We start from the raw sequence: 23,003 nt of genomic DNA, 5'->3' as shown, positions 1-23,003 counted from the left end.
TCCACTGAGGAAAGAAGGGTATTCATGTGAACACGTATGAGGAAGTGATTGGATACGGAGAGCTTGAACTCGTATCCCCCTATGAGGTTCAGACGTTGCATGATCTCAGCTTGACCCAAACTGTGAATGACCATGCAAGGTTATCAATTACGGGATTCATCCCAGAGGAAAAGAAAGATCGCTGTATGCAGATTGCCAGTAGTTCAGATCGGATAGAGCTCTATCAAAAACGTAACGGCCAACGTGTGCGACCGCTTTTTAAGGGACAAGTATCCGAAGTAGCCGTTCGTATGGTGAGAGGCGTGTACCAAATTGAACTTGAAGCGGTGTCATCTACATTTACACTGGATTGTAAACGCAATGCTCGCTCTTTCCAGCACGACAAGATGACGTATAATGCTATGCTCAAGCAAATACTCGCTAATTATCCAGGCTCCGATGTTATTGACACTGTGTCAAAGGCTACTCCTCTAAAGCAATTTATATTACAATATAGGGAGACGGACTGGCAATTTCTAAAGCGCATGGCCTCGCATTTTCGAACAGTGCTTGTACCAGCAGTAGATGCCGATAAACCTAAGCTATGGTTCGGTCTGCCAGAAGGTCGAGTAGAAAAACTGTCCGCTACTAGCTATACAATTACCAAAGATCGCTCTAAGTATTTACAAACGCTACAAAACGATATTGAGCAACCTATGGAGGAGCAGGATACAGTATCCTATGTGATCGAGTCTAAAAAAACATTAGCACTCGGTGACCGTGTCCAACTCCAAAACAAGAAGCTAGTTGTGGCGAAGTCCATAGCACGCATGCAACAAGGTGTCCTAACATACGAATATCATCTACTGTCCAAAGCAGGTATTCGTCAAGAAAGACTAAATATTCCTTCCTTATCAGGCACAGCGATTGAGGGTAAGGTATTAGAGGTCAAAAAGGATCAAGTACGCCTGCACCTATCCATTGATAAGGCACAAAAAAAGGAAGAAGCCACATGGTTCTCACTTGCTACGCCTTATACTGCAGAAGGACATAGCGGTTTTTACAGCCCGCCAGAAGAAGGCGATAGCGTCCATCTTGCCTTCCCGACACACCGGGAGGAAGCAGCCATTGTTCGCCACAGTGTACGAAAGGGCGGCGACTCGAACCCAAAAACAGCCGATCCGAAAACGTCCTACTGGGGCACGCCAAAAGGCAAGGACATCAAGCTAGACCCACAATCTGTCACGTTTACTGCACAGGAAGGCGCTGTTTTCCTAAAGTTGGATCAGGGAAGCGGGGTAGAAGTACATAGTAAGCATCCGCTTACACTAACAGCCAATAATACGATCACCTTTGCAGGTAAAAGTATCTCCATGAGCGCAGGCGAATCCATGCGCTTAACATGTGGCTCCAGCAGTCTCGTTTTTGATGGAATCACCGATATTCAGGGACAGGTTGTCACAATGGAAGGCTCGAACAAAGCACCTGTAACTGTACCTAATACATCGGGAGAAGGCGCTGACCTTGAATCCGCACTAGACGTCATGGGCATGATCCCTATTGGTGGGGGTGGTGCTTAATGGCGAAGAAGGGCAAAGGCTTCTTTGGAGCAGTTGGCAGTTTCCTTGGCAGTATTCCTGTCGTTAAGAAAGTAAAAAAAGCGGCTAAGTCCGTTAAAAAGAAAATCAAAAAAGCCAAAAAGAAACTAAAGAAAGCCTTAAAAAATGCGAAGAAAAAGCTTAAGAAAAAATTAGGCAAAGTCTTAACAAAAGCCAGGAAGCTAAAAAATAATTTATCCAAGAGCAAACTGGTGAAGAGGATTAAAAAGGCTGTAAAAAAAGCAGTTAAAAAAGCCAAGAAGTATGTAAAAAAAGTTGTAAAGACAGTTAAAAAGGCAGTGAAAACAGCTGTTAAGGCAGTTAAAAAGGCAGCGAAAACGACCGTTAAGGCGGTTAAAAAGGCAGTAAAAACGACCGTTAAGGCGGTTAAAACCGCAGCAAAAGCAACTGTCAAGGCAGTTAAAACCGCAACAAAGGCAGCTGTAAAGGCGGTTAAAAGCGTAGCGAAAACAGTCGTACTTGCAAATAAAAAAGATGTTAAAGTGGTTACTAAAAAAGCAAATAAAGCTGTAACTTCAATAGGACAAAAATTAAAGTATACAAATTTAGAAAAATCCTGTCCTGTATCATTAAAGTATACAAATTTAGAAAAATCCTGTCCTGTATCAAATAATTATGAACAACAAGTAAAGAAACCAGGAATATTTTTAAAGTTACTATCTTTAGCTGTAGATTTTATCCCTTATGTCGGAAATGTTAAAGCTGGTTTTGAGGCGTACGAAGGATACGATCCAATTACAATGGAAGAATTGGATCCTACAGATCGAAAGATAGCCACAGCAGGTATCATTCTTGGTGGTATTGCTAAAATAGGAAAAGGAGCGAAAATTGCCTCTGATTTATTATTTGAAGGCAAGAACGCGACTAATGTAGCCGAAACAGCTGCAAATTCATCGAAAAATACGACAACAGCTACAGGGGATATTCCTAAGGGTACGGGTAAAGGTGGTTCAAGTGGTAGCCTTCGAGATTTTAGGGAAGCGAAAGATCAAGATAAGAAACTGATTGACGATGTGTTTAAAAAATATAATGCTGGAAAACGGAAAAATGTCGCTGTTACAAAAGGTGAAATTAACGGTGAAAAGATTGATTTGGAATCAGTAAGTGGAAAAATAGATCCAGCGAATCCTAATCATAAGGATAATTTTAGTAAACCTTCAGAAAACCATTATAAATACAGTGGTTCTGATAAGAATGGCAGGTTAAATGATACAGAGCAGAAAATGATTGAGCATCTTAGGGAAAAGTACAAAGATACTCCAAATGTTAATGGTAATATTGAAATCATCTCTCACAAGGCGATTTGTCAAAGTTGTAATGATATTATTGATCAATTTCAAAAGGATTTCCCAAACATTAATATTACGAGAGTACAAATATTAGATGAGTAAAATATGGAGGAGATTTAGTATGAACTTTTATAAAAGTAGTGATATAGAGGATTTCTTGACATCCTTAGAGAAGGACTCTTATCCAATGAAACCCTGCAGTAAGGATGATATATCAAAATTAGTAGAATTGTCTCCAACTCGAACACTTCCTAAAACTTATTTGGATTTTATGAATAAAGCTGGTAATGGAATTGAATTTTTAGTTGGTACGGATTATTCCATGAAGTACATTTTTGATTTAAAAGAGTGGGCTATTGAACTTTTGGAGGAAAATAATTTCATAAAAAAACTCACAGATAATCAGTTTATATTTATGATGCATCAAGGATATATGTTCTGGTTTTTTAATTTAAATGATGGGGACGATCCAGCGGTATATTGTTATGATGAAAGTGTAGATTTAGATGATTTTAATAAGGTCAGTGATACTTTATCAGATTTTTTAATCTCCCTATACGATTGATAGAAGAGTCTAAATAACATAATGATTTTAACTTGACAATTATTTAAACGTTACACTTGCCATGTGGTAAAAAAAGATGTCATACTGTCAATACTAAACTAACTTATAAAACTTGCAAATATTAATAAACTTAGAAAATTTATAAACTTAAAGCACTTGATTGTCTATAACAGGCGACAAGTGTTTTTTTTGCATGTTTAAATACGTAAATGTTACAACAGTAGTTAAAAAGGGAGGTATTAACAATGTTTGAGGAAAAAGTTAGAGCAGTCTTAGGTGCACGAGCATTACTAGATGATAATGACCCTAGAATTGAGCAGAAATGGGAAGAGTTAATTGTTTTACTAAGCGATGATGAAAACTTGACTTTGAATTTCTTAAAGGTTTGTACAAAAACAGAACTTTCATTTTTAAGTGAGATTTTTGAAGAAGTGGCATATAATTTACAAAGTAAAAAGTATATTGAATTACTATATTGCCTAGATCAAAGATACCCAGACTTAAACTTAAAGAGAAGTATACAAATTGCCGAGGAGTACATGGATTAAATTTGAGGTTCAAATAATGATATTTTGTATCAAGAGAGATTAATCCTGGTTTCCAAGCAAACACCTTGATTGGCTAAATGCCTTTCAAGGTTTTTTTCTTTAATTTATATTAAATCAACTGAAATTTGAGTGAGACAATAAGAAAATGATTCGTTTGAGAATCGAAAACTCATGAAGGCTGGACCATCAAGGAGTACTATGTAAACAGTTGTCTAGGAAGAAAAGTGTGAGAATTAGGCGAGATGACATTTTACATGCAGGAGATAGTTTTGTATGGAATAGTGACTAAATAAACGATAATGACAAAGCTCGTGGCGATGAACAAGGATATAAATAGTTTTTTAATTGTGTACAGTTAAAGATATCCTTGAATTTGAATTAATAACTCATGAAGGCTAGACCATCAAGGAGTCCTATTTTAACAATAAAGCAATAAGAGCGAGAATAGGCGAGATGACATTTTACTTACAAGGGCCACTTATGGATGGTATTAGTAACAACACACGAGATAAACAAACTAAAAACGTTACACTTGCCAAGTAGTATAAAAGATGTCATACTGTCGATATAAAAATAACTTATAAAACTTTCAAATATATTAATAAACTTAGAAAATTTATAAACTTAAAGCACTTGATTGTCTATAACAGGCGACAAGTGCTTTTTCATGTTTAAATACGTAAATTGAAAAGATTGCTCTTATTTAATTAGTGTACTAAGTGTTAAATTTTATACAAGTATTAGCATACAAGGGGAAGAACAGGCGATGGAAATAGAGGTTTCGATAGATAAGTTTGTTATAGATTATAAGGATGTACCATATTCAGCATTTTTACGTGTTTATATGGTCGGAGTGCAGAAATATAAAGTGAAAATGAAGATTTATAACGGAACATACAGCTATGAACTACACATGCGGAAAAGTGACGATGTATACATTCATCTATATTTTAAAAACTTTAGAGAAACAGAAGGTCACTTACATACCCTAAGGATTGAAACAAGGCCAGAGCATTACTCACATTTCAGAGAAATACTAGAAATGATAGGGAAGCGGGCAAGCCGAGTAGAATTTGTGAGTTGTGATGTAGCGTATGATATACAAACAGGCTTGGAAAATATAGTGGTGATACCGACAGATGCACGAAGGAATATGGCACATTTTGATACAACACGATATTTTGGTAGAGGTGATCAACGTAAACGGAATGGTTTCTGTAGGATTTATGATAAACGCCTAGAACTAGCAAGGAATAAAGGAATTTATTTAGCACATGAATTAAGCCGAATAGAAGTTGTGTATAAGGTAAATGAGCAAGTATTGCTTAAAGACCTCATGAAACATCCACCAAAACAGAATGTACATTATTTTGCGGTTGTAGTGACAGATTGGCAAATACTTAAGAAGAAGCAACGAGAACGGGTAGCTAGCATGCGAGATGGAATAGATATGTATACGCAGTATATACGTAGAGCAATAAAAAAGCCCCTTGCGAACCAGTATCGAGTGGATTTCGACGAGTTAGCAGGAGCAGTATGGAAACAACTGATAGATGAGCCATGTTCGATGGTACTTGGGGTTGCTTAGTCAATTGGCTCTAATACAAGGAGGTCTTGAATAGAAACTTGTAATGTATCGCATAAGATAGAGAGAATACGTGTATGTAGACATTGTACAGGGCGAGTACATAGGTCATTTACCGTATTCGGACGTAAAGAGGCTTGTCTGGCAAGTTGCCGACGGCTCATTTGTTTTTCAATTAAAATTTCATTGAGACGTAAACGAATAGTAGAAGACATAATAAAAACACCACCTCTTTTTTTGGATTGTAACGGTTACTTATAGTGTACGACCCTACTAGAGAAAAAACGACTGTAAAATAAAGGGTTGTGCAAAATTTGGGTAAGGTCGTACAGTATGTTGTAACGGATAGACGTTACACACAAGTTATCCGCAAAAAACGGGTAAGCGTTACAGGGACTTTAATTGCTGTAACGGGAGGGGCATTATGAAAGAAAAAGTAGTTGGTTATGTACGAGTTTCAACAGAAGGGCAAGTACGTGAAGGATATAGCTTAGCGTATCAAGTAGAAGAGATTGAAAGGTATTGTGACGAAAGTAAGCTACAATTGCTCCACATATATGAAGATAGAGGACTCAGCGGAGCGACAGTTGATGAAGATGGATTAACAATTGAGCGAGAAGGCTTGCAAGAGCTATTAGCAGATATAGAATATCATCAAGTGAGCCAAGTAATTGTACTGAATACGTCTCGTTTATGGCGCTCTGATATGGCTAAAGTATTGATACAACGAGAGTTGAAAAAATATAACGCTGATGTGAAAGCAATTGAGCAGCCAAATTACAGCATATACACACATGAACCAAATGATTTTTTAGTGAATGGGATGTTGGAGCTGTTAGATCAATATCAAAGGCTTGAAATTGCATTAAAGTTGAGTAGAGGAAGAAAGAAAAAAGCGGAACAAGGTGGCTATGCAGGTGGTGGTGTCATGTTTGGTTATACAGTACAGAAAGGGCGAAAAGTATTAGAAGTGGATACAGAGAAAGCAATAGTTGTACGTAGGCTATTTGAGTTTAAGCATTGGTCACTGTCTCAATTGGCGGAACAGCTCAACATGGAAGGTCATCGAACAGAGAAAGGGAAACGATTTACAAAAGTACAAGTGAAGCGCATTTTAGACCGTGAAAGCTTTTATCGGGGGATTTATACATACGGACAAATACAATCAAATGGGAAACACCAAGCAATAATATGAAAGGTTACTTAAAAAAGGTGCTCATTTTCTTATAAGTTCTTATGTAACAGTGAAAATAGATAGGCTTTCGTACCAATGCGCACCAGTTGGTGAACGCTCGAACTAAGGTTGCCGGTATTTTCATTCATTAAAAATAAATAGGAGAATGTATGATGCACGAAAAACAGAAACACTTATATATTGGAGTGGATTTACATAAGCATCACCATGTAGCGGTGATTATTGATTGTTGGCATAAGAAGTTAGGCGAAATAAAGTTTGAAAATAAACCGTCTGCTTTTTCAACATTTTTACTGGATATTTATAAATATATGGAAGATGGTTTGACACCTATTTTTGGTTTAGAAGATGTTGGGGGCTACGGAAGAGCATTAGCTCAATATTTAGTAGACCATGAACAAATTGTAAAAGAAGTGAATCCAGCTCTATCATACCGTGAACGCAAAAGCAAGATGACCACACAAAAAAACGATAGTTGGGATGCTGAATGTGTAGCTAGAATTTTGTTGAGTGAACTAGACCAGTTACCTGACGTTAGACCCCATGATTTATATTGGTCGATACAACAGCTAGTCACTAGAAGAAATGCATTAGTAAAGGCACAAGGTGCTTTAAAGAACCAACTGCATATTCAATTAAGTCACCACTATCCAAGCTATAAAAAGTTTTTTTCAGAAGTAGATGGAAAAACAGCATTGGCATTTTGGGAACGATACCCGTCTCCATCTTGTTTAGAAGATGTGAGTATAAAACAGTTGACTACTTTTTTATTAGAAGTGAGCAACAATACATGTTCGGTGAAAAAAGCGAGTGAAATTTTAAAGTTGGTGAAAGAGGATGGAAACACAATAAGAGAACACCAAGAAATACGAGACTTTCTAGTAAAGAGCATCGTGCGAGATATTTCGTTTAAGAAGCAGGAAATGCGCTATGTGGAACGAGAATTAAAAGGGTTAATGAGTTTACTAGACGTTCAATTAGACACAATGCCAGGCATAGATCTCGTTACAGCTTCAGCTTTAATTGCAGAAATAGGCGATGTACGCCGTTTTCCGAATGCCAACAAATTAGCACGATTTGCGGGCATTGCGCCAGTTTACTTTGGCTCTGGCGGGAAAGGAAGGGAACAAAAAAGCAAACAGGGAAATCGGGCGCTACACGCTTTATTTTACAACTTAGCCGTACAGCAAGTACAAGTGGCAAAAGGAAGTAAGCTGCCAAGGAATCCAGTATTCCATGCTTACTATCAACGGAAACTAAAAGAAGGTAAGACAAAAGGACAAGCATTGGTTTGCATTATGAGAAGGCTTGTAAACATTATATACGGCATGATGAAGCACAAAACAGCCTATGAATTGCCGATAATAAAGGAGGAAGAAGTAGTTTAATAAGGTTTAAGATAGATTGCTTTTTTATTAGCGGATATTAAGATTACAACATAGGGTACGGTTAATGATAGTAAGCCAGTCAGCGGAGCTAATTCAATTATCACACCTGAAATGGAGGAAAAAATACTTTTGGGGCAGAGAAAGAACCCTAATAAAAATGAAATTATTGGAGGGCATTCATCAAACATTAATAATAGCCATTCTAACTATGCTACAGAAGTTATTAAAATCAACCCTGATGGTACAAAAGATATCAAATATATAACTCAATTTCCTGATGGGAATCTTTCGAAAATAAAAAATAGTACAATATTTCCTGAAGGTTGGAGTGATATTAAAATCTTAGATAGTATAAGTGATATTGGTAATTCTCCTTCAATAAGTATTAGAGGTAGAGATGGAGCAACTTTGCATAGGGGTATTGTTGATGGTGTAGAAATTGATGTTATTAAAATAGGTGATACGGTAGTTAGCGGCTACCCAACAGGACAAATTAATGCTCCATTACCAGGTGGTTTTAGTAAATAGAGGAGGAAAGTGAATGTACGAAAAAGTAGATGCAGTATTATCTGAAAATAGCGCAGATAATTATTTTTATGACGATGAATTTATGTATGTGCAAGAATTGATGAGTGAGTTTACTAATATTGATTGGGAGAATTTAATTCGAGGATTAAAAGATAGAGATGATAAATATAAAATTAGATTAGCCTACTGTATAGATGAAGATAACGGAGTATATGGATTTAATTTATTATTAGATTTACTAAATGAGAGTGATGAAGTGGCTGAATATGCAATAGATTCTTTACGTTCTTTTGATGGTGAAGAGTATAAAAAAATAATTGCTTCTAATAAGCAAATAAAGGACAAAGTAGAGAAATTACTGAAAAATGCTAGTTTACCTATTGAAAGGATTTTAGAAGCATTTTTACAACAAAACAAATTATAAAAATTCGCAAATATTATTAAACTTAAAAAATACAAAATCACTTGATTTCCTAAAATTTGGAGTGAATTGATAGAGTAAATTTATGGTGAAATGTCTCAAATCTTGTGAAAGCTAAAAAGTCTAAGTATAGTATTGAAAAATTAGATGATTATATAGTGAAATTAATTGATAAGCATTATGAAAAAATAGACTTAGGTGAACCTAGTATATGAGTAAATAAATCTTAATACTATTATTAAACCTTGATTGGCTAAATGCCTTTTCAAGGTTTTTTACTTTAATTTATACCTTTAATTTATATTAAATCAGCTGATATTTGAGTGAGACAATAAGAAAATGATTTGTTTGAGAATCGAGAGCTTTTGAAGGCTGGGCCAGCAAGGAGTACTCTGTAAACAGAGGTCTAGGAAGAAAAGTGTGAGAATTAAGCGAGATGAGATTTTGCATGCAATTGCTTAATGGAGTTATTAGATCAATACAATGCCTTGAAATTGCGCACTAACGAAAAAATAAAAAAGCAAAGGAAGGTGGTAATTTTACAACTTAGCCGTACAGCAAGTACAAGTGACAAAAGGTGGTAGGCTACCAAGGAATCCCAGTATATATAACACATGTACAAGTGTCGCCTGGTGGAGGAAGGCATGGGGCTAACCCTTATGTAAAAATCAATACAAGTGACGAAGGGATAATTAAAGTTGTAGATGGGAAAAAAGATACTTATAAAACTGATGGAAAAGAGACTGCTAATATTATTTTTACAGAGAGGTGATATATTTGATTGACTTACAGGCCCCTATCATTCCTTGGGTAGGAATGGGAAATGTAAAGTTATATAGTCATATTAGTGAATTTTTTTCAATAATAGAGCAACAATGTGAGAAACCAGTATCCATAGGAAATTTTTTAATCAGATACGAAATAAATAATTCGATTGATTTATGGTTTAATGTATTAAATGGTAAGTTATTTAAAATTACTGCATTGAAGAACTATACTGGAAAGTTATTTGATGTAATTTATATTGGTATGCCTATTGACAGGGCTTTGGAAATAGAACCAAGTTTTGAATATGATGATTTCGAAGAAATATATTGTAGTCCTAAAGGGATTTATATCGAGACTGACCCTATTGAAAATACTGTAATATGGATTTCAGTATACATTAAAGAAATTGATAACGAGGATTTTGATATAGGAAACTGGTAATAGAATTTTGACCTTGACTGGTTATATGAACTGCGCCCAAATTGTTAGACACATCTAACAATTTGAGGTGCGTTTTTATATGGTCAAAAAATAACTGCCAAAGATAAATTACAAGCTGTTAGCGTTACTTAAATGGAAAGGAAAGTTCCTATGATATAGCTAAATCTATAGAGACTGATAAAAAAGCAATCCTTAAATGGGTTAATGAATCAACCAGATTTAGATGCCGATTTAAAAGAGGAAATTAAAGCGATTCATGAAGAACATGAAGGGCGTTATGGCAACCATTTTACAGTATCCATAAGAAAGACCCCAATGATTTTTTGGTAAACGGCTTAATGGAGTTATTAGACCAATACCAACAGCTTGAAATTGAGCTTAAACTAACGAAGGGAAGAAAAAAAGCAAAGGAAGGTGGGTATTTTACAACTTAGTCATAAAGTAAGTACAAGTGGCAAAAGGAAGTAAATTGCCAAGGAATCCATATTCCCTGCATACTATCAACGGATAGAACAGCTTTTGAATCATAGCAATTAAAAATTTATTTTTGGCAAAAGCCTTTCAATAATTTTATAGCTCGTGGGAAATAGTATTCAAAAATAATGGAGAGCAAAATAAAAACTTGATATTAAGGAAGTATAAGATTAGTTTAAATTTTCTTGCATACGAGAAAAAGCTCGTTACGATAAACAAGAATATTAAAATTTTATGGAATAATCAGATTTGAATTAATAACTCATAAAGACAAGCTATCAATAGTTGCTATTTTAATAAGGGCGAGAATAGGCGAGATGACATTTTACTTAAAGTGCTACTTGTGAATGTAATATGCAACAGATTAAATAAGCATAAGGATCTATACATTACACCTGCCAAGCGTTAAAAAAAGATGTCATATGAAAATAATTACTTATTAAAACTTGCAAATATTAATAAGCTTAAAAAAATATATGAACCTAAAGCACTTGATTGCCTATAACAGGCAACAGGTGCTTTTTCGCATTTTCATAAAAGATGATGGCATTTTAATTAGTGTACTAAGTGCTTATACTCCAATGATTAAAGTTCCACTTTATTCTTTTGTCACACAGTATATCTAACTACTAAATTTAAAATTTTCCCGATCTTCGGGATTATTTTTTTGTTTATTCCAAATAATAGAACTTATGGATGTTGACTTTTTATCTACGGTTTATTAGCATATTTAATGATGAAAATAACCAATTAATGGTTACATTGCCATATATGTATTTATTACTGGAATATTACTGAAAAAAATTAAATTAATAACAAAATGACCTAGGTAATCGGTGTTATTTAATAGGAAAGCGAAAAAATATACGGTTATGAGATGGAATGAATACAGAATCGATATGAAGGAGCGAAAATAATGAAATTTATGGATGAAGAAGTTATCGAGATGACGAAACATGCAAGGCAGAAGAAACGAATGGAGAACATCGAAAACCAATTATTACATACTGATATCGTGCAAGCGATTAAAGATGGTCAGCTCATGATTGAAGATGAAACGATTGCGTTCAAAGAAATAAGTTTTTATGAGGGTCAAATCCGGATGAGTATGCCTGCAACATTTGACGTGATGGAGCCTGAATTACTGGATATTAAATATCCGTCCAGTCGTAGACCCGATTATATTTACACAAGTGAAAGTACGTCCATCAATGTCACACTGAAAATTATGGAACAACAGGTAAAAGAAGAGGAATTAGAAAACTTCACAGAGACTATGAGGAATATCCTCCAAAAAACGCAGCCAACTACAAAAATGTTGGATATTGGCATGAATGAAGTTAACGGTTTACAAATTGGTTACTTTGATTTCATTTCGCCAGCACTAGATAACAAGATTTATAATTTAATGTTTTTGTTTATAGTGGGCGAGAATGTGACGATGGGCTCGGTCAATTGTTTGAAAAAAGAGATGGATATTTGGAAACCCATTGCTTATGGCATGATGGAATCTATTTTTGTTGAAAACAAATTATTAGATGGGGAAGGTGTTGTTGAATGAGTAAGGAAACTGCCTTGACGTATAAAGATATCATCGTGATGCCCTATAATATTCGCGTCAATCAAATCGAAATTACGCAACAAATGAATGAGCATGCTACATTGCATTTAACGGGCGTGATTCCAGATGAACTCGAAGATTCCTATGTATATATGACCGATGCAGAAACGGCTATTGAAGTCGTACAAATCGGTAGTGGTGGACAAACTATTCCTATTTTCAATGGGCTGGCATTAGATGTACAAGTGAAATCGGTTTTGGGCACCTATTATTTGGAGGTTAAAGCCGTTTCGCATACGTATGTGTTAGATGTGAAGAAGAAAAATCAAACTTATCAAAATGCGAGTATGCCCTATAGTGAATTAATAAATGCATGTATTGCCGATCAAAAAGGTGCAGATTTCATGGACTATGCCTCAAAGGGCGCTAGTATTGGTCGCTTTACGATGCAATATATAGAGACAGATTGGGAGTTTCTTAAACGAATGGCATCGCGATTCCATACAGGTCTAGTGCCAGATACGGTTCATCCAGCCGCAAAGTTTTACTTCGGCGTGCCGTTTCAAGCTGGGCGTACGCAAAAAATGGAGGCTATCAATTATCGGGTTAAAAAGGCGATCGGCAATTTCCTTGTGTCCAGTAAAAATCATCTCGACGGTATTACTGATAGTGACTATATGTACTATGAAGTAGAATCGTTCCAATCCTTCAAAATAGGCAATGAAGTGACATTCCAATCAAAAAAATTGTATGTCTATAAAATCGTCTCAACTTTAAAAGATGGCTTGTTCAAGCACATCTACACGTTAACACCTCAGAACGGCTTCAGTGTTCACACTACTTATAATCAAGCTATTATTGGCGCCTCTATTCAAGGCAAAGTAGTCGATGTTGCGGGGGATAAAATTCGTATTCATGTCGATTTCGACGAGGGTCAAGATAAAGATACAGCGTATTGGTTTCCGTATTCAACGATCTATGCATCAGAAGATAATACAGGCTGGTACTTCATGCCGGAGCTTTCTGATAATGTGAGAATCTATTTCCCAGGCAATCGTGAGGATGAAGGGATTGCGATTAGTTCCGTATCAAAAGCACCACCACAATCTAGTTCGATGTTAGCAGCAACGAATCCGCCTAGTCCAGGAGGCGGTGGAAGTGCTAGTGGCGGAGGTGGCGGCGGGTCAAGACCTGCACCACCCGAGGATAGTCGCCAAGATCCAGCGCGGATGGCTGATCCAGATGTCAAAACGCTGAGAACGAAGCACGGCAAACAAATTCTACTTGCACCCGATCGGATTGTCATATCTGGTGGAGGATTAATGATTTCGCTTATGGATGATAATGGGATCTCCATCATAAGTGATAAAAATATTACTTTACAAGCAACAGATAAAGTCGCCATCAATGCGAAGCAAATTATGATTAATGCGAGCGAGAAAATAGAGATGACTTGTAAAGATAGTTCCATCAAGATGGAAGACAAAATGGAGATTAAAGGAACAGAAGTACGAGCAAATTAGTGAGGATGTGGACGCATGAAACGAGAAGAAGCATTACAGCATTTTATGGATGAATGCGTGTCAGTTCATATCAGCCGATTACAACAGAAGGTTGATCGCCAGTTTCGCCAAGAGAAGGAAATCTTATTAAAACCAATCATTCACTCACTTGAACAGTTGTTTGCAAATATTAGAGAGCAGCAGGGGCAAGAGAGGTTAGCGCCAGTTGCCTTTATTCATTTTTCATTGCTGCGAACATCATTACTAGATAACAAGTGTACGTATTTGCTAGAAGCGTATGGAGAAAAATGGTACTACGATTGGGGCGAATGTACGGCACAGTATGAAGCGGGATGGCTTAGTGAGGCGATTATAGATTTACACACAACGCTTGAAAAAGAAAGAAAGCCATACCTCTACATCCAAGCAGCTGACGTTCGAGGAATTATTCAACAGACTGTGATTTTGTTTCATCAGTATATTATTCAATTGGTGCGCTATCTCTTCCGCTATCAACAAGACAGCGTACCTGAAATAGACTTTCAACGAGCCGCGTGCTTGCGATTTCGTGTCGGGGAATATAAAGGATTTAGTGAAGATGTTGGGGTCATCGATGACCGGGAACGAGTGGAACAAAATCTCCTCTCATGGTTAGGGAAAAACGAGACGGATAAATCGTATACGTTTGAAAACTTCTCGAGCCTACCATTACAGCAAAAATATTTCGACCAAATGGATTTTTCTTATGCGAATTTCAATGGCAGTGACTTAGAAGGGGCTTCATTGAAACAAAGTGTTTGCGTCGGGACTAGTTTTGTAGATTGTAGCTTAGCGAATGTTGATTTTTCATATGCAGCCATTCAAGATGCTGATTTTCGTAATGCCAATTTAGCAGGCGCTAATTTTACGCATGCACAAGGAAAAACAATGATGCTTCCCGATGATGAAGTAGCGTGTTATTTAGGCACTGATTTCAGTCATGCGAATTTGGAAAATGCAAAATTTGAGTTTGCGCAGATTGCAGGCGCCAATTTTACAGGTGCCAATTTAAAAGGAGCTACTTTCTTTAAACGCGATCAAGAGAAGTGTCAATTTAGCCCAGACCAGATAAAAGACATTCATTGGATTCATTAATTTTGCATCAACATAAATGATAGTTACAGGAGGAAAAGATGGAGTATTTTATTGTTCGGCAAGATCAAAGCATTACAAATCCAATCATTCCTTTCAAGACAGACCTCGATGATAACTTTGTCTGTTCATCAGTATTCGGGGAAGTAATAGAAAAAGACAATGCGATATATCTAGATTATTTAGAGAAGCCTCGAAGAATCGTGTCGGATGATTTAAAAGGGTTATTGGTGAAATATGAGGATAACTTAGAATTTACAGCCATTGTCTTTACGGATGTGAAGAAAGGAACACAACGCGTACATTGGCTTATGGACATTGTAAAAAAGAACTGTATTTCTGATGAGACAATTTATTATCCAGACGGACAAATAAAGGAGCTCGTAATTGACCCGAAGAAGGTGGAACTAGATTGTATTTTTCAAGTCGACGGTAAAAAGGAATCGTTCACCATCGTCAATTTAGATGTGGCAGAAAGTATGCTACGACGACCATATCTCGGAATTCAGTTGCAGCGAGTAAAACTAGCAAGTCGATAGATCATTCTAATAAATCATGGCTCATTATCCAAAGTTGTGGATGAATGCCATTTATATAAGTTGATGGGAGTGGAGACTGGGCGACTCCTTTGTGACCAACATCGTGTTGGCCCTAGAGAAGCGGATGTTTTCTCTGCGAAAGTGTAGCGACAGCAACAAAGCGCCCAGTCGGAACGGAAATCAACTACACGTTATGATGATAAGCTAAATCATTCCAAAACACTGTCGTAGTTTGAAACAGTGTTCAATCGATACGAAAGGAAGGATATTTAATGGCTCAAGTTGTAGATAGTTTGGAAACAGAAGGTTCGGAACAGGAGCAATTTAGTTATGTCGTACATGGCGCGATCATTTCCTGTGAGCATGGTAGCCACCTCAATTATTTAAATTTGCCGCAAGATCATGGCGTTTATATTAAAGAGAAAGCCGTTATGAATGTAGGGGATCGAAACCCTGACAACATTCCAACCTTTGGTGTTTGTTTACAGTTGCAAAAGCCATGTACACCAACATGTTCCATTGATTGGATGGAAGGGATGGAAAATGTCAATATCGAGGGAAAGCAAGCGTTATTAAGCCGCTGCCATACCCAATGCTCAGCAGGTGGAGGCAAAATCGAAATTATTCATGACGGGCAAGAGGAAGTAGAAATACCGATACAAGGTTTTTAAAGACAGGTTGATGGAAAGGAGGTAAGTAATGAAATCGCTAGAAGAAAAGGAAGTACACATGATTAGTACGTATGAGGATCTTGTGCTCGAGTGGAATTATCCGCTTATTCATTTAGATAAATTAACGATCAAACATAAGGGCAATGACCATGCGAGATTGTACTTTACGGGAATGATTGCTGAAGAGCAAGCGCAAAAGTATATTCAGCGGGTCAATCATACGGATGAAATAGTTGTGAAATTTGGACGAGACAGTGCCGTATTGTTCTCAGGAAGAATAGAAAACGCGGAGTTGCAGGCAGCTCAAGGGGTGCACTATGTCTCCGTTGAGGCTGTATCATTTACTGCAAATATGGATATTGCGAAGCGCTCACGTTCTTTTCAAGATGCCAATATGACGTATGTGCAGTTAATAAATAACATCGTGAAAGCCTATCCTAATGGGGATTACATTGACCAAGCTTCTAACGGTCAAGCCATTGGTAGTATTGCGATTCAGTACTTAGAAACAGATTGGGAATTTATTAAAAGAATGGCCTCTCGTTTGCACGCCGTTGTTTTTCCTGATTTAAAAGGAAAAGGTGCTCGATTTTGGCTCGGTACACCTCAAAGTAGGAAAAGCATAACGATCGACCATCTGCCTTCTATAGTACGTATGGACGTTGATGCGTATCGTTTGATTACAGAAAACGATGGGACGGATGTAAGTGAAGCCGATTATACATTTTGCGAGTTTGAAAGCACGGAACCCCATGAGTTAGGCACGTTGGTGCAATTCAAGGGAAGCTCCTATATCGTAACGGCTAGGGAAACCCTTCTTGAGGGGGGCGTGCTGAAGTTTCAATATACTGCCCAACCAGAGAAAAGTATTCGTCAGCGGTTAGTGCGAAATTTAGATCTCATTGGTGCAGCATTTACAGGAAAGATCATTGATGTTACGCAAAACACCGTTAAAATTCATTTAGATATAGATAAAAGCCAGGATCAAGGAAAAGCACATTGGTTTGCCTATTCAGCAGATGCCAATGGCGTTATGTATTTAATGCCCCAAATAGGTGCACGTGCTCAATTACATTTTCCAAGTGCGGTTGAAGAAGAAGCCATCGTTATTAGCTCGGTGCGTGTTAATCCAGCCACACCAGAGGGTGGGCAAAAGCAGGCGAAGAAAATGGCGGACACTACCGTTAAATCATTGGCGACCAATGTTGGGAAAGATGTGACATTAGGCGTTGGTGATATTACCTTTAGTGCAGTAGATGGCGTCTTGGACTTAAAGATGGATGATGGAGATGGCGTAACATTTCAAAGTAACAGTACCATCATGCTAGCAGCCGATGAAACACTCGAAATAAGTGGGATGAAGGAGCTAGCCGTAGAGGCGGAAGAATGGATCGCGATATCAGCAAAGGAACAAAGCCATGTAATAATGGCCGCTGACACCCAATTAATTAGTACGCTCATTGAGCAAGAAGGTATAGAAAAGCAGAGTCAACCACCGAAGTTAAATGAAGAAGCCATCGAAGCTATGAGTAAAGTTGACTTAATTTTCCCACAAAAGGCAGAAGAGAAGAAAGAGAAGAAAGGCTGGTTTAGTAGTTTATTAGATGGTGTCAGTACTGCGCTGGATATCGCTGGGTTTATTCCTGTCATCGGTACATTTGCGGATATTGCGAATGCAGGAATTAGCTTGGCAAGAGGGAATTACATGGATGCAGCCATGAACTTAGTAGGTGCGGTCCCGTTAGTTGGTGATGCCGCCAAAGCTGCCTACAAGGTCAAAAAAGGGGCAAAACTCTTAGATAAAGCTGGTGATGTTGCAAAAGGTGTTGATAAGGTTGCTGATGCCTCAAAAGTAATAAAGGGAATGAAAGCTGCTTACACAAAAGTGTCTAAAACGCTAGATGCAGTATCGGCGCTAGCCAACAAAGGATCTAAGGCCGTGAAGACAGCAGCAGATAAAGTCGTTTCATCGATGGATGAATTGCTTGGGGTGTCGAAGGTATTAGACGGTATGAAGGATATGGCCAAGGACGTGTTAAAGAAATTTAATCGTAAAGGATCAAAGAAGCAAAAGTGTACAAATGGGCAAAATAAAAAAAATACTAATACATGTTCAGATCCTGTTGATACAATTACCGGGCGTATGATTTATGAAGGTATCGACTTTGAACTACCTGGACCCATCCCCCTTTCATGGGAACGCGTATGGTACAGTGATAGTAGTCGGATTGGCTTGTCAGGTCATGGTATGCACTTTACATACGATCTAGCCTTAGAAATTTTTGAGGATGAAGACCTGATTGGGATAGTTGTAACGGATGGTCGAGCGATAGGGTTTCCAATTTTACCAATAAACTTGCCTTATTTTAACAAACGAGAGAGAATGACCTTAACAAATACAGGTGAGGAGTATCATTTGTTCGAGCATGATACACGATTGATTTATGTATTTGAACAAATAACAGAAACAACATACCGATTAAAAGAAGTAAGAAATGAGCAAGCACATCATATTCAATTTGCGTATAACCTTAAAGGTTTCCTATCCCAAGTTACTGACAGTGTTGGAAGAGTGCTCGAAGTTACTACTAATGAGGCAGGCAGAATGACAGAAGTTGCCTTACGTAACCAGATGAGTCGTGAAGTCTTAGTTCGTTATGTTTACAATGATGTGCAAGATTTAATCGAAATCCAAGATGCATTAGGGCAAAGTACACATTTAAAATATGTGAATCACTTAATGATGCAAAAAACAGATCGTAATAAAAATAGCTTCTTCTGGCGCTACGATGGACCAACTACAGGTGCACGAGTTATCAAAACATGGGGAGATGGCAATGTCCTTGCTTATGAGCTTTCGTATCACGAGGGCTATAACGAAATTACGAATAGCTTAGGTCATAAAAGTTATTACTACTTTAACGAGGATAATCTCTGTACGAAAATTGTACATCCAGATGGTAGTGAAGTTAGCTATCAATATAATGAGGACTTTGAATTACTCCAAACAGTAGATGAAGATGGTCGTATCACGTCATATAGTTATGATGAGTGGGCAAATCCAGTGACGATTACGCTTGCAGATGGCAGTATTTTATCGTCAAAGTACGATGAGAAGGATAGGTTAATTCAGGTAGTTAACGCAGAGGGTGGAAGTCGTCAGTGGATTTATAATGAAGATGGAACATTACAGGCAAATGTTTTAGAAGATGGCACAAAGACTGAATTTTCCTATAATGAACAATGTTTAATTAAAACGGTAACAAATGCGCAAGGCCATATGGTAAGCTTAGCTTATGATAATGATCTGAACCTAAGTCAAGTGACATTACCAGACGGGACGAGTTCGACATGGGCGTATGACCGTCGTGGTAACTGCACAACAACAACCAATCCGCTAGGGGCAACAGAAAAATTCCGTTATGATAACTTGAATCGTCTTGTACGGGCAAATCTATCAGATGGTAACGACGTTCAATTAAAGTACAATGCCTATGACGATATTCTTTTGGCGAAAGATAACCATACGCAAGTAGCCTTTGATTACACCATGTTTGGCAGTTTGATATCTCGAGAACAAGGTGGGAAGAAAATCAAATTCACCTATGATACAGAAGAGCAGTTAACAGCTGTTATTAATGAAAAAGGCGAAGCGTATCAGTTTGAACGTGATACGAAAGGCAATATCATCAAGGAAATCGGCTTTGATGAGATTGAAAGAACATATGAGCGAAGTCTGGCAGGATTGGTTCAGAGGATTCAACGACCTGGTGATCGTTGGACAGCGTATCAGCATGACAATTTAGGGAATGTCATTCGAGCTGATTATTATGATGACACATGGGAAACGTTTGGCTATGACAAAAATGGTTCATTAATTGAGACCGAAAATGAGCATGTGAAAGTAAAACTAGAGCGAGATCCATCTGGACAAGTAATCAAGGAGTGTCAAAATGACCATTGGATTGCGAGTAGCTATGATGAATTAGGCAACCGTTCTCAGATTACAAGTAGCTTAGGTGCCAAAATCGATGTCGCTCGTAATGAAATGGGGAATGTGTCGCAAATCACGGCTTCTCGTTTAGAGCAAGAAAATTGGACAGCGTCAATGCAGTACAATGAACTCGGTCAAGAAATTGAAAGAATCTTACCAGGGGATGTCATTAGCAAATGGCAGTATGACGTAACAGGTAGACCGACACACCATCGAATAAATAGTCAAAACCGCGATACACGAAGACGAGTATATAATTGGGATGTCAATCATCGCTTACGAAGCATGGTCAACGAGTTAACAGGTGTAAAAGTTACCTATGGTTACGATGAATTCAGTAACCTCGTCTGGTCCAATCAAGGTGGTCAATTTGACTTCTTACACCGCAGTGTTGATGATGTCGGGAATTTGTATGAAACAAAAGAAAAGACAGATCGTGTCTATGGCGCCGGAAGCAGATTACTTGAAACGAGAGATGCAACATTTTCTTATGATGATGAAGGGAATCTCATTCAGAAAGTCGAAAAGAATGGTGATACGTGGAAGTACGAATACAAAGGTAATGGGATGATGTCGAAGGTCATCCGACCAGACAAGACAGAAGTTACTTTCAAGTATGACTCACTAGGTAGACGGATAGAGAAGCGTTCGGACGATAAAACTATGATATTCGTATGGGATGGGAATACTATCCTACATGAGTATTTCTCGGAGGAAGATTCAGGGGAATTTGAAAGCCTAGAAGAATGTTCTTTACAGAGTAGATCTGAAATACCAGACAATTTAGTTACATGGGTGTTTAACGATGGGTTCGTACCTTCAGCTAAAATCACGAGTGATGGTAACTACAGTATTATTAGTGATTATCTTGGGACGCCCGTAGAAGCTTTTGATGAAGATGGCAATAGGGTTTGGTCAGTAGAGCTTGATATTTATGGACGAGTGATGGAGTTCAAGGGTGAACAGGATTTCATTCCGTTTAGGTATCAGGGGCAGTATGAGGACAAAGAGATCGGACTATATTACAACAGATTCCGATATTACTCTCCAACTGAGGGGATTTATTTACAACAAGATCCTATTGGACTTGCTGGTGGGAATCCGACTTTATATGGATATGTAGGTAATCCAAATATTCATTTCGATCCTTTTGGTTTATTTACAGCGGGACAAGTAATGAAATTTGGTAATAAAAATTTAGGTGATTGGGGAGAAAAAATTGCTTCCAAATACCTGAAAAGTAACGGGTTTAATGTTCTAGGCTCGGTCCAAAATATATCAAACCAAGGCTTTGATCTAGTTGCAATAGATCGAGCAACAGGGGAACTTAATGTTATTGAAGTCAAAACAAGTAGAAAAGGTTTTAGATCTAAATCAAATATGCCTAGATGGACAAAAATTAACATTAATAAAATAATGAATAATGTAAATGGACATTGGAATAATATGCCATCTTATCAAAAGGATTTAATGAGAATGATTTATAATGCAGATGCAAATGGTACTTTAAAAAATAAATTAGTACAAATAAATGTTGATAAGAGGAGGATAAAGATTAAGTGCAAGTAGAACAACAATTTAAACACAAGCTAATTCAAAAAGCAATAAAAAAGTATAAATATAATGAGGTTATTAACCAAGACGAAACCAATAGAGATTTTTATGATGGATACTCCTTTTACACCAATAGAAAAAACTTCAAAAAAAATTTAAAGAACATTTATGGTGCTTTTCATGGTACACCGAATTGTAACCATATTGCAGCGAAGAACCTACTTTTTCAAGGTGATAGTGACTGTTGGAAATTCTTTGAACGTACCGCAAATTTCTTTGCTTACTCATATACAGGTGGTAGTATTCCTTTTATTGATCCAATTGCACCATTATTAAATTATGCGTTGTATGTGGAAAGAATTGATTTAATAGAACTACTATTAACAAAAGCTGCTGCTGATTTAGAAAGGGATGAGTATAAGAATAACAAGGAATACATTAAGCAAAAGGTATACCCAAGTACGTATTTGATACACTTCTTAATTGAAAAATTAGGAATTCTGAATCCTGTAAAAGATAAGGTCATGCAATACGGTGATGGGTTAGGTATCTATGAGCGAATTATAGATGAGTGGGATCATCAATTCAATGAAATTGAGGATGAGTATTGGGATAGCTTGTGTGAGTACCATTTAAATGGAATTGGTGTTACTGGAACCAAATGGAAAGATGAGGAGCTTATAGATTTTGGTCTTGTTCCAATCGAGCTAATCAATCTATTTAAAGTGAGAGAGAAATTAGGTTTAGATGTTCCAGTAATAAAACATGAGTTATTTTCAACGCCAATGGCTGTCTATCCCATGATTCCTACTGGTTATAGTTCAGACCTAGACGTAAAGTTTCAACTTGTCGAGAGAACTAAGAGAGATGCAAAGGTATATACATTTGAAGAAATAGTGGAGCAATTAAAAAAAGAGCATGGAGAAAATGCTGATCTTTTTTACTAAGCTTCTCAACTTCGCTCTATAAAGTAATCATTTTAACAAAAGGGAGTGCCATACAATGTGGCAATCAGATGACTTCGGTATGCTGTCGGAAGCAGGGACTACAAGATTATAGTCCATTAGGAAATTATGATATAAATGATATGATTAATGATAAACTATAGAAATCCAAGCTGAGTCATGAAAAAATTATGTTACGATATGGATTTTTAATATACTGAAAATCCTTAAAAGTTTTTTTGACTTAACTTTTTCTCTTTTAAATAAGACAATAAAATAGGGGATCTTTTCTTATAATATATCTTTA

At 37.1% G+C, this 23,003-nt stretch carries 19 protein-coding genes and 1 pseudogene; 19 read left to right on the top strand and 1 reads right to left on the bottom strand.

The features are described from left to right. The first annotated feature begins 26 nt into the window (after positions 1-26). The 5 genes from ACIQ7N_RS02885 to ACIQ7N_RS02865 all read left to right on the top strand — a co-directional run bounded on the left by ACIQ7N_RS02885 (position 27) and on the right by ACIQ7N_RS02865 (position 5,588). A complete protein-coding gene (locus tag ACIQ7N_RS02885) occupies positions 27-1,559 on the top strand; it encodes a contractile injection system protein, VgrG/Pvc8 family (RefSeq protein ID WP_402930165.1) in 1,533 nt (510 codons plus the stop codon). Beyond that, the gene (locus ACIQ7N_RS02880) at positions 1,559-2,989 is read left to right on the top strand and encodes a pre-toxin TG domain-containing protein (RefSeq protein ID WP_402930164.1); all 1,431 of its coding nucleotides are present in this window, start codon (positions 1,559-1,561) and stop codon (positions 2,987-2,989) included. Before ACIQ7N_RS02885 ends, ACIQ7N_RS02880 begins: the two co-directional genes overlap by 1 nt. 19 nt (positions 2,990-3,008) lie before the next feature. After that, positions 3,009-3,452 (top strand): SMI1/KNR4 family protein, encoded by a 444-nt coding sequence (locus tag ACIQ7N_RS02875; protein WP_025219948.1) that lies wholly within the window; start codon positions 3,009-3,011, stop codon positions 3,450-3,452. Positions 3,453-3,697: 245 nt separating this feature from the next. Further along, positions 3,698-4,000: a hypothetical protein gene (locus ACIQ7N_RS02870; RefSeq protein ID WP_402930162.1), complete on the top strand. Its 303-nt coding sequence runs from the start codon at positions 3,698-3,700 to the stop codon at positions 3,998-4,000. Positions 4,001-4,766: 766 nt separating this feature from the next. Beyond that, a complete protein-coding gene (locus tag ACIQ7N_RS02865) occupies positions 4,767-5,588 on the top strand; it encodes a replication initiation protein (RefSeq protein WP_402930160.1) in 822 nt (273 codons plus the stop codon). Here ACIQ7N_RS02865 and ACIQ7N_RS02860 read toward each other — a convergent pair. After that, a complete protein-coding gene (locus ACIQ7N_RS02860) occupies positions 5,585-5,800 on the bottom strand; it encodes a helix-turn-helix domain-containing protein (RefSeq protein WP_053486106.1) in 216 nt (71 codons plus the stop codon). The two genes, ACIQ7N_RS02865 and ACIQ7N_RS02860, sit on opposite strands and share 4 nt — an antisense overlap. 209 nt (positions 5,801-6,009) lie before the next feature. Between ACIQ7N_RS02860 and ACIQ7N_RS02855 the strand changes: the two genes are divergently transcribed. The 14 genes and pseudogenes from ACIQ7N_RS02855 to ACIQ7N_RS02790 all read left to right on the top strand — a co-directional run bounded on the left by ACIQ7N_RS02855 (position 6,010) and on the right by ACIQ7N_RS02790 (position 22,699). Beyond that, positions 6,010-6,780, top strand: a complete 771-nt coding sequence (locus tag ACIQ7N_RS02855) for a recombinase family protein (protein WP_402930157.1) — start codon at positions 6,010-6,012, stop codon at positions 6,778-6,780. 152 nt (positions 6,781-6,932) lie between these two features. Continuing rightward, the gene (locus ACIQ7N_RS02850) at positions 6,933-8,168 is read left to right on the top strand and encodes an IS110 family RNA-guided transposase (protein ID WP_036074950.1); all 1,236 of its coding nucleotides are present in this window, start codon (positions 6,933-6,935) and stop codon (positions 8,166-8,168) included. Positions 8,169-8,279: 111 nt separating this feature from the next. Further along, positions 8,280-8,696 carry an EndoU domain-containing protein gene (locus tag ACIQ7N_RS02845; protein WP_402930155.1) on the top strand — a complete coding sequence of 139 codons (417 nt, stop codon included), beginning with the start codon at positions 8,280-8,282 and terminating at the stop codon, positions 8,694-8,696. Between the two features lie 13 nt (positions 8,697-8,709). Continuing rightward, positions 8,710-9,120: a hypothetical protein gene (locus tag ACIQ7N_RS02840; RefSeq protein ID WP_036217845.1), complete on the top strand. Its 411-nt coding sequence runs from the start codon at positions 8,710-8,712 to the stop codon at positions 9,118-9,120. A gap of 574 nt (positions 9,121-9,694) precedes the next feature. Then, positions 9,695-9,889, top strand: a complete 195-nt coding sequence (locus ACIQ7N_RS02835; protein ID WP_402930153.1) for a hypothetical protein — start codon at positions 9,695-9,697, stop codon at positions 9,887-9,889. A gap of 5 nt (positions 9,890-9,894) precedes the next feature. Next, entirely contained in the window at positions 9,895-10,326 is a 432-nt protein-coding gene (locus ACIQ7N_RS02830; RefSeq protein WP_402930152.1) for a hypothetical protein, read from the top strand. Positions 10,327-10,607: 281 nt separating this feature from the next. Continuing rightward, positions 10,608-10,748 (top strand): annotated as a pseudogene (locus ACIQ7N_RS02825) (recombinase family protein); the annotation flags it as partial. Between the two features lie 968 nt (positions 10,749-11,716). Continuing rightward, a complete protein-coding gene (locus tag ACIQ7N_RS02820) occupies positions 11,717-12,361 on the top strand; it encodes a hypothetical protein (protein ID WP_402930150.1) in 645 nt (214 codons plus the stop codon). Then, complete coding sequence (locus ACIQ7N_RS02815; RefSeq protein WP_402930148.1) at positions 12,358-13,884, top strand: phage baseplate assembly protein V; 1,527 nt, start codon at positions 12,358-12,360, stop codon at positions 13,882-13,884. The genes ACIQ7N_RS02820 and ACIQ7N_RS02815 overlap by 4 nt, the downstream gene beginning before the upstream one ends. A 15-nt stretch (positions 13,885-13,899) precedes the next feature. Further along, positions 13,900-14,997 (top strand): pentapeptide repeat-containing protein, encoded by a 1,098-nt coding sequence (locus tag ACIQ7N_RS02810; protein ID WP_402930146.1) that lies wholly within the window; start codon positions 13,900-13,902, stop codon positions 14,995-14,997. Between the two features lie 38 nt (positions 14,998-15,035). Beyond that, a complete protein-coding gene (locus ACIQ7N_RS02805) occupies positions 15,036-15,533 on the top strand; it encodes a hypothetical protein (RefSeq protein ID WP_132356710.1) in 498 nt (165 codons plus the stop codon). A 272-nt stretch (positions 15,534-15,805) separates the two neighbouring features. Continuing rightward, positions 15,806-16,204, top strand: a complete 399-nt coding sequence (locus tag ACIQ7N_RS02800; protein ID WP_402930144.1) for a DUF4280 domain-containing protein — start codon at positions 15,806-15,808, stop codon at positions 16,202-16,204. A gap of 28 nt (positions 16,205-16,232) precedes the next feature. Further along, a complete protein-coding gene (locus ACIQ7N_RS02795; protein WP_402930142.1) occupies positions 16,233-21,767 on the top strand; it encodes a DUF6531 domain-containing protein in 5,535 nt (1,844 codons plus the stop codon). Next, positions 21,758-22,699 carry a hypothetical protein gene (locus ACIQ7N_RS02790; RefSeq protein WP_402930141.1) on the top strand — a complete coding sequence of 314 codons (942 nt, stop codon included), beginning with the start codon at positions 21,758-21,760 and terminating at the stop codon, positions 22,697-22,699. Before ACIQ7N_RS02795 ends, ACIQ7N_RS02790 begins: the two co-directional genes overlap by 10 nt. Positions 22,700-23,003: the final 304 nt, after the last annotated feature.

The sequence above is a fragment of the Lysinibacillus sp. NPDC095746 genome (assembly GCF_044763535.1).
Classification (GTDB): Bacteria; Bacillota; Bacilli; order Bacillales_A; family Planococcaceae; genus Lysinibacillus.
The sequence above is the reverse complement of the archived record's forward strand: the minus strand, read 5'-3'. Positions and strand labels throughout refer to the sequence as shown.

What these genes read in the sequence shown, in the direction of transcription:
- ACIQ7N_RS02880 (WP_402930164.1), top strand. Translation starts at nt 1,559, where the DNA reads ATGGCGAAGAAGGGCAAAGGCTTCTTTGGAGCAGTTGGCAGTTTCCTT.
- ACIQ7N_RS02875 (WP_025219948.1), top strand. Translation starts at nt 3,009, where the DNA reads ATGAACTTTTATAAAAGTAGTGATATAGAGGATTTCTTGACATCCTTA.
- ACIQ7N_RS02870 (WP_402930162.1), top strand. Translation starts at nt 3,698, where the DNA reads ATGTTTGAGGAAAAAGTTAGAGCAGTCTTAGGTGCACGAGCATTACTA.
- ACIQ7N_RS02865 (WP_402930160.1), top strand. Translation starts at nt 4,767, where the DNA reads ATGGAAATAGAGGTTTCGATAGATAAGTTTGTTATAGATTATAAGGAT.
- ACIQ7N_RS02860 (WP_053486106.1), bottom strand. Translation starts at nt 5,800, where the DNA reads ATGTCTTCTACTATTCGTTTACGTCTCAATGAAATTTTAATTGAAAAA.
- ACIQ7N_RS02855 (WP_402930157.1), top strand. Translation starts at nt 6,010, where the DNA reads ATGAAAGAAAAAGTAGTTGGTTATGTACGAGTTTCAACAGAAGGGCAA.
- ACIQ7N_RS02850 (WP_036074950.1), top strand. Translation starts at nt 6,933, where the DNA reads ATGCACGAAAAACAGAAACACTTATATATTGGAGTGGATTTACATAAG.
- ACIQ7N_RS02845 (WP_402930155.1), top strand. Translation starts at nt 8,280, where the DNA reads ATGGAGGAAAAAATACTTTTGGGGCAGAGAAAGAACCCTAATAAAAAT.
- ACIQ7N_RS02840 (WP_036217845.1), top strand. Translation starts at nt 8,710, where the DNA reads ATGTACGAAAAAGTAGATGCAGTATTATCTGAAAATAGCGCAGATAAT.
- ACIQ7N_RS02820 (WP_402930150.1), top strand. Translation starts at nt 11,717, where the DNA reads ATGAAATTTATGGATGAAGAAGTTATCGAGATGACGAAACATGCAAGG.
- ACIQ7N_RS02815 (WP_402930148.1), top strand. Translation starts at nt 12,358, where the DNA reads ATGAGTAAGGAAACTGCCTTGACGTATAAAGATATCATCGTGATGCCC.
- ACIQ7N_RS02810 (WP_402930146.1), top strand. Translation starts at nt 13,900, where the DNA reads ATGAAACGAGAAGAAGCATTACAGCATTTTATGGATGAATGCGTGTCA.
- ACIQ7N_RS02805 (WP_132356710.1), top strand. Translation starts at nt 15,036, where the DNA reads ATGGAGTATTTTATTGTTCGGCAAGATCAAAGCATTACAAATCCAATC.
- ACIQ7N_RS02800 (WP_402930144.1), top strand. Translation starts at nt 15,806, where the DNA reads ATGGCTCAAGTTGTAGATAGTTTGGAAACAGAAGGTTCGGAACAGGAG.
- ACIQ7N_RS02795 (WP_402930142.1), top strand. Translation starts at nt 16,233, where the DNA reads ATGAAATCGCTAGAAGAAAAGGAAGTACACATGATTAGTACGTATGAG.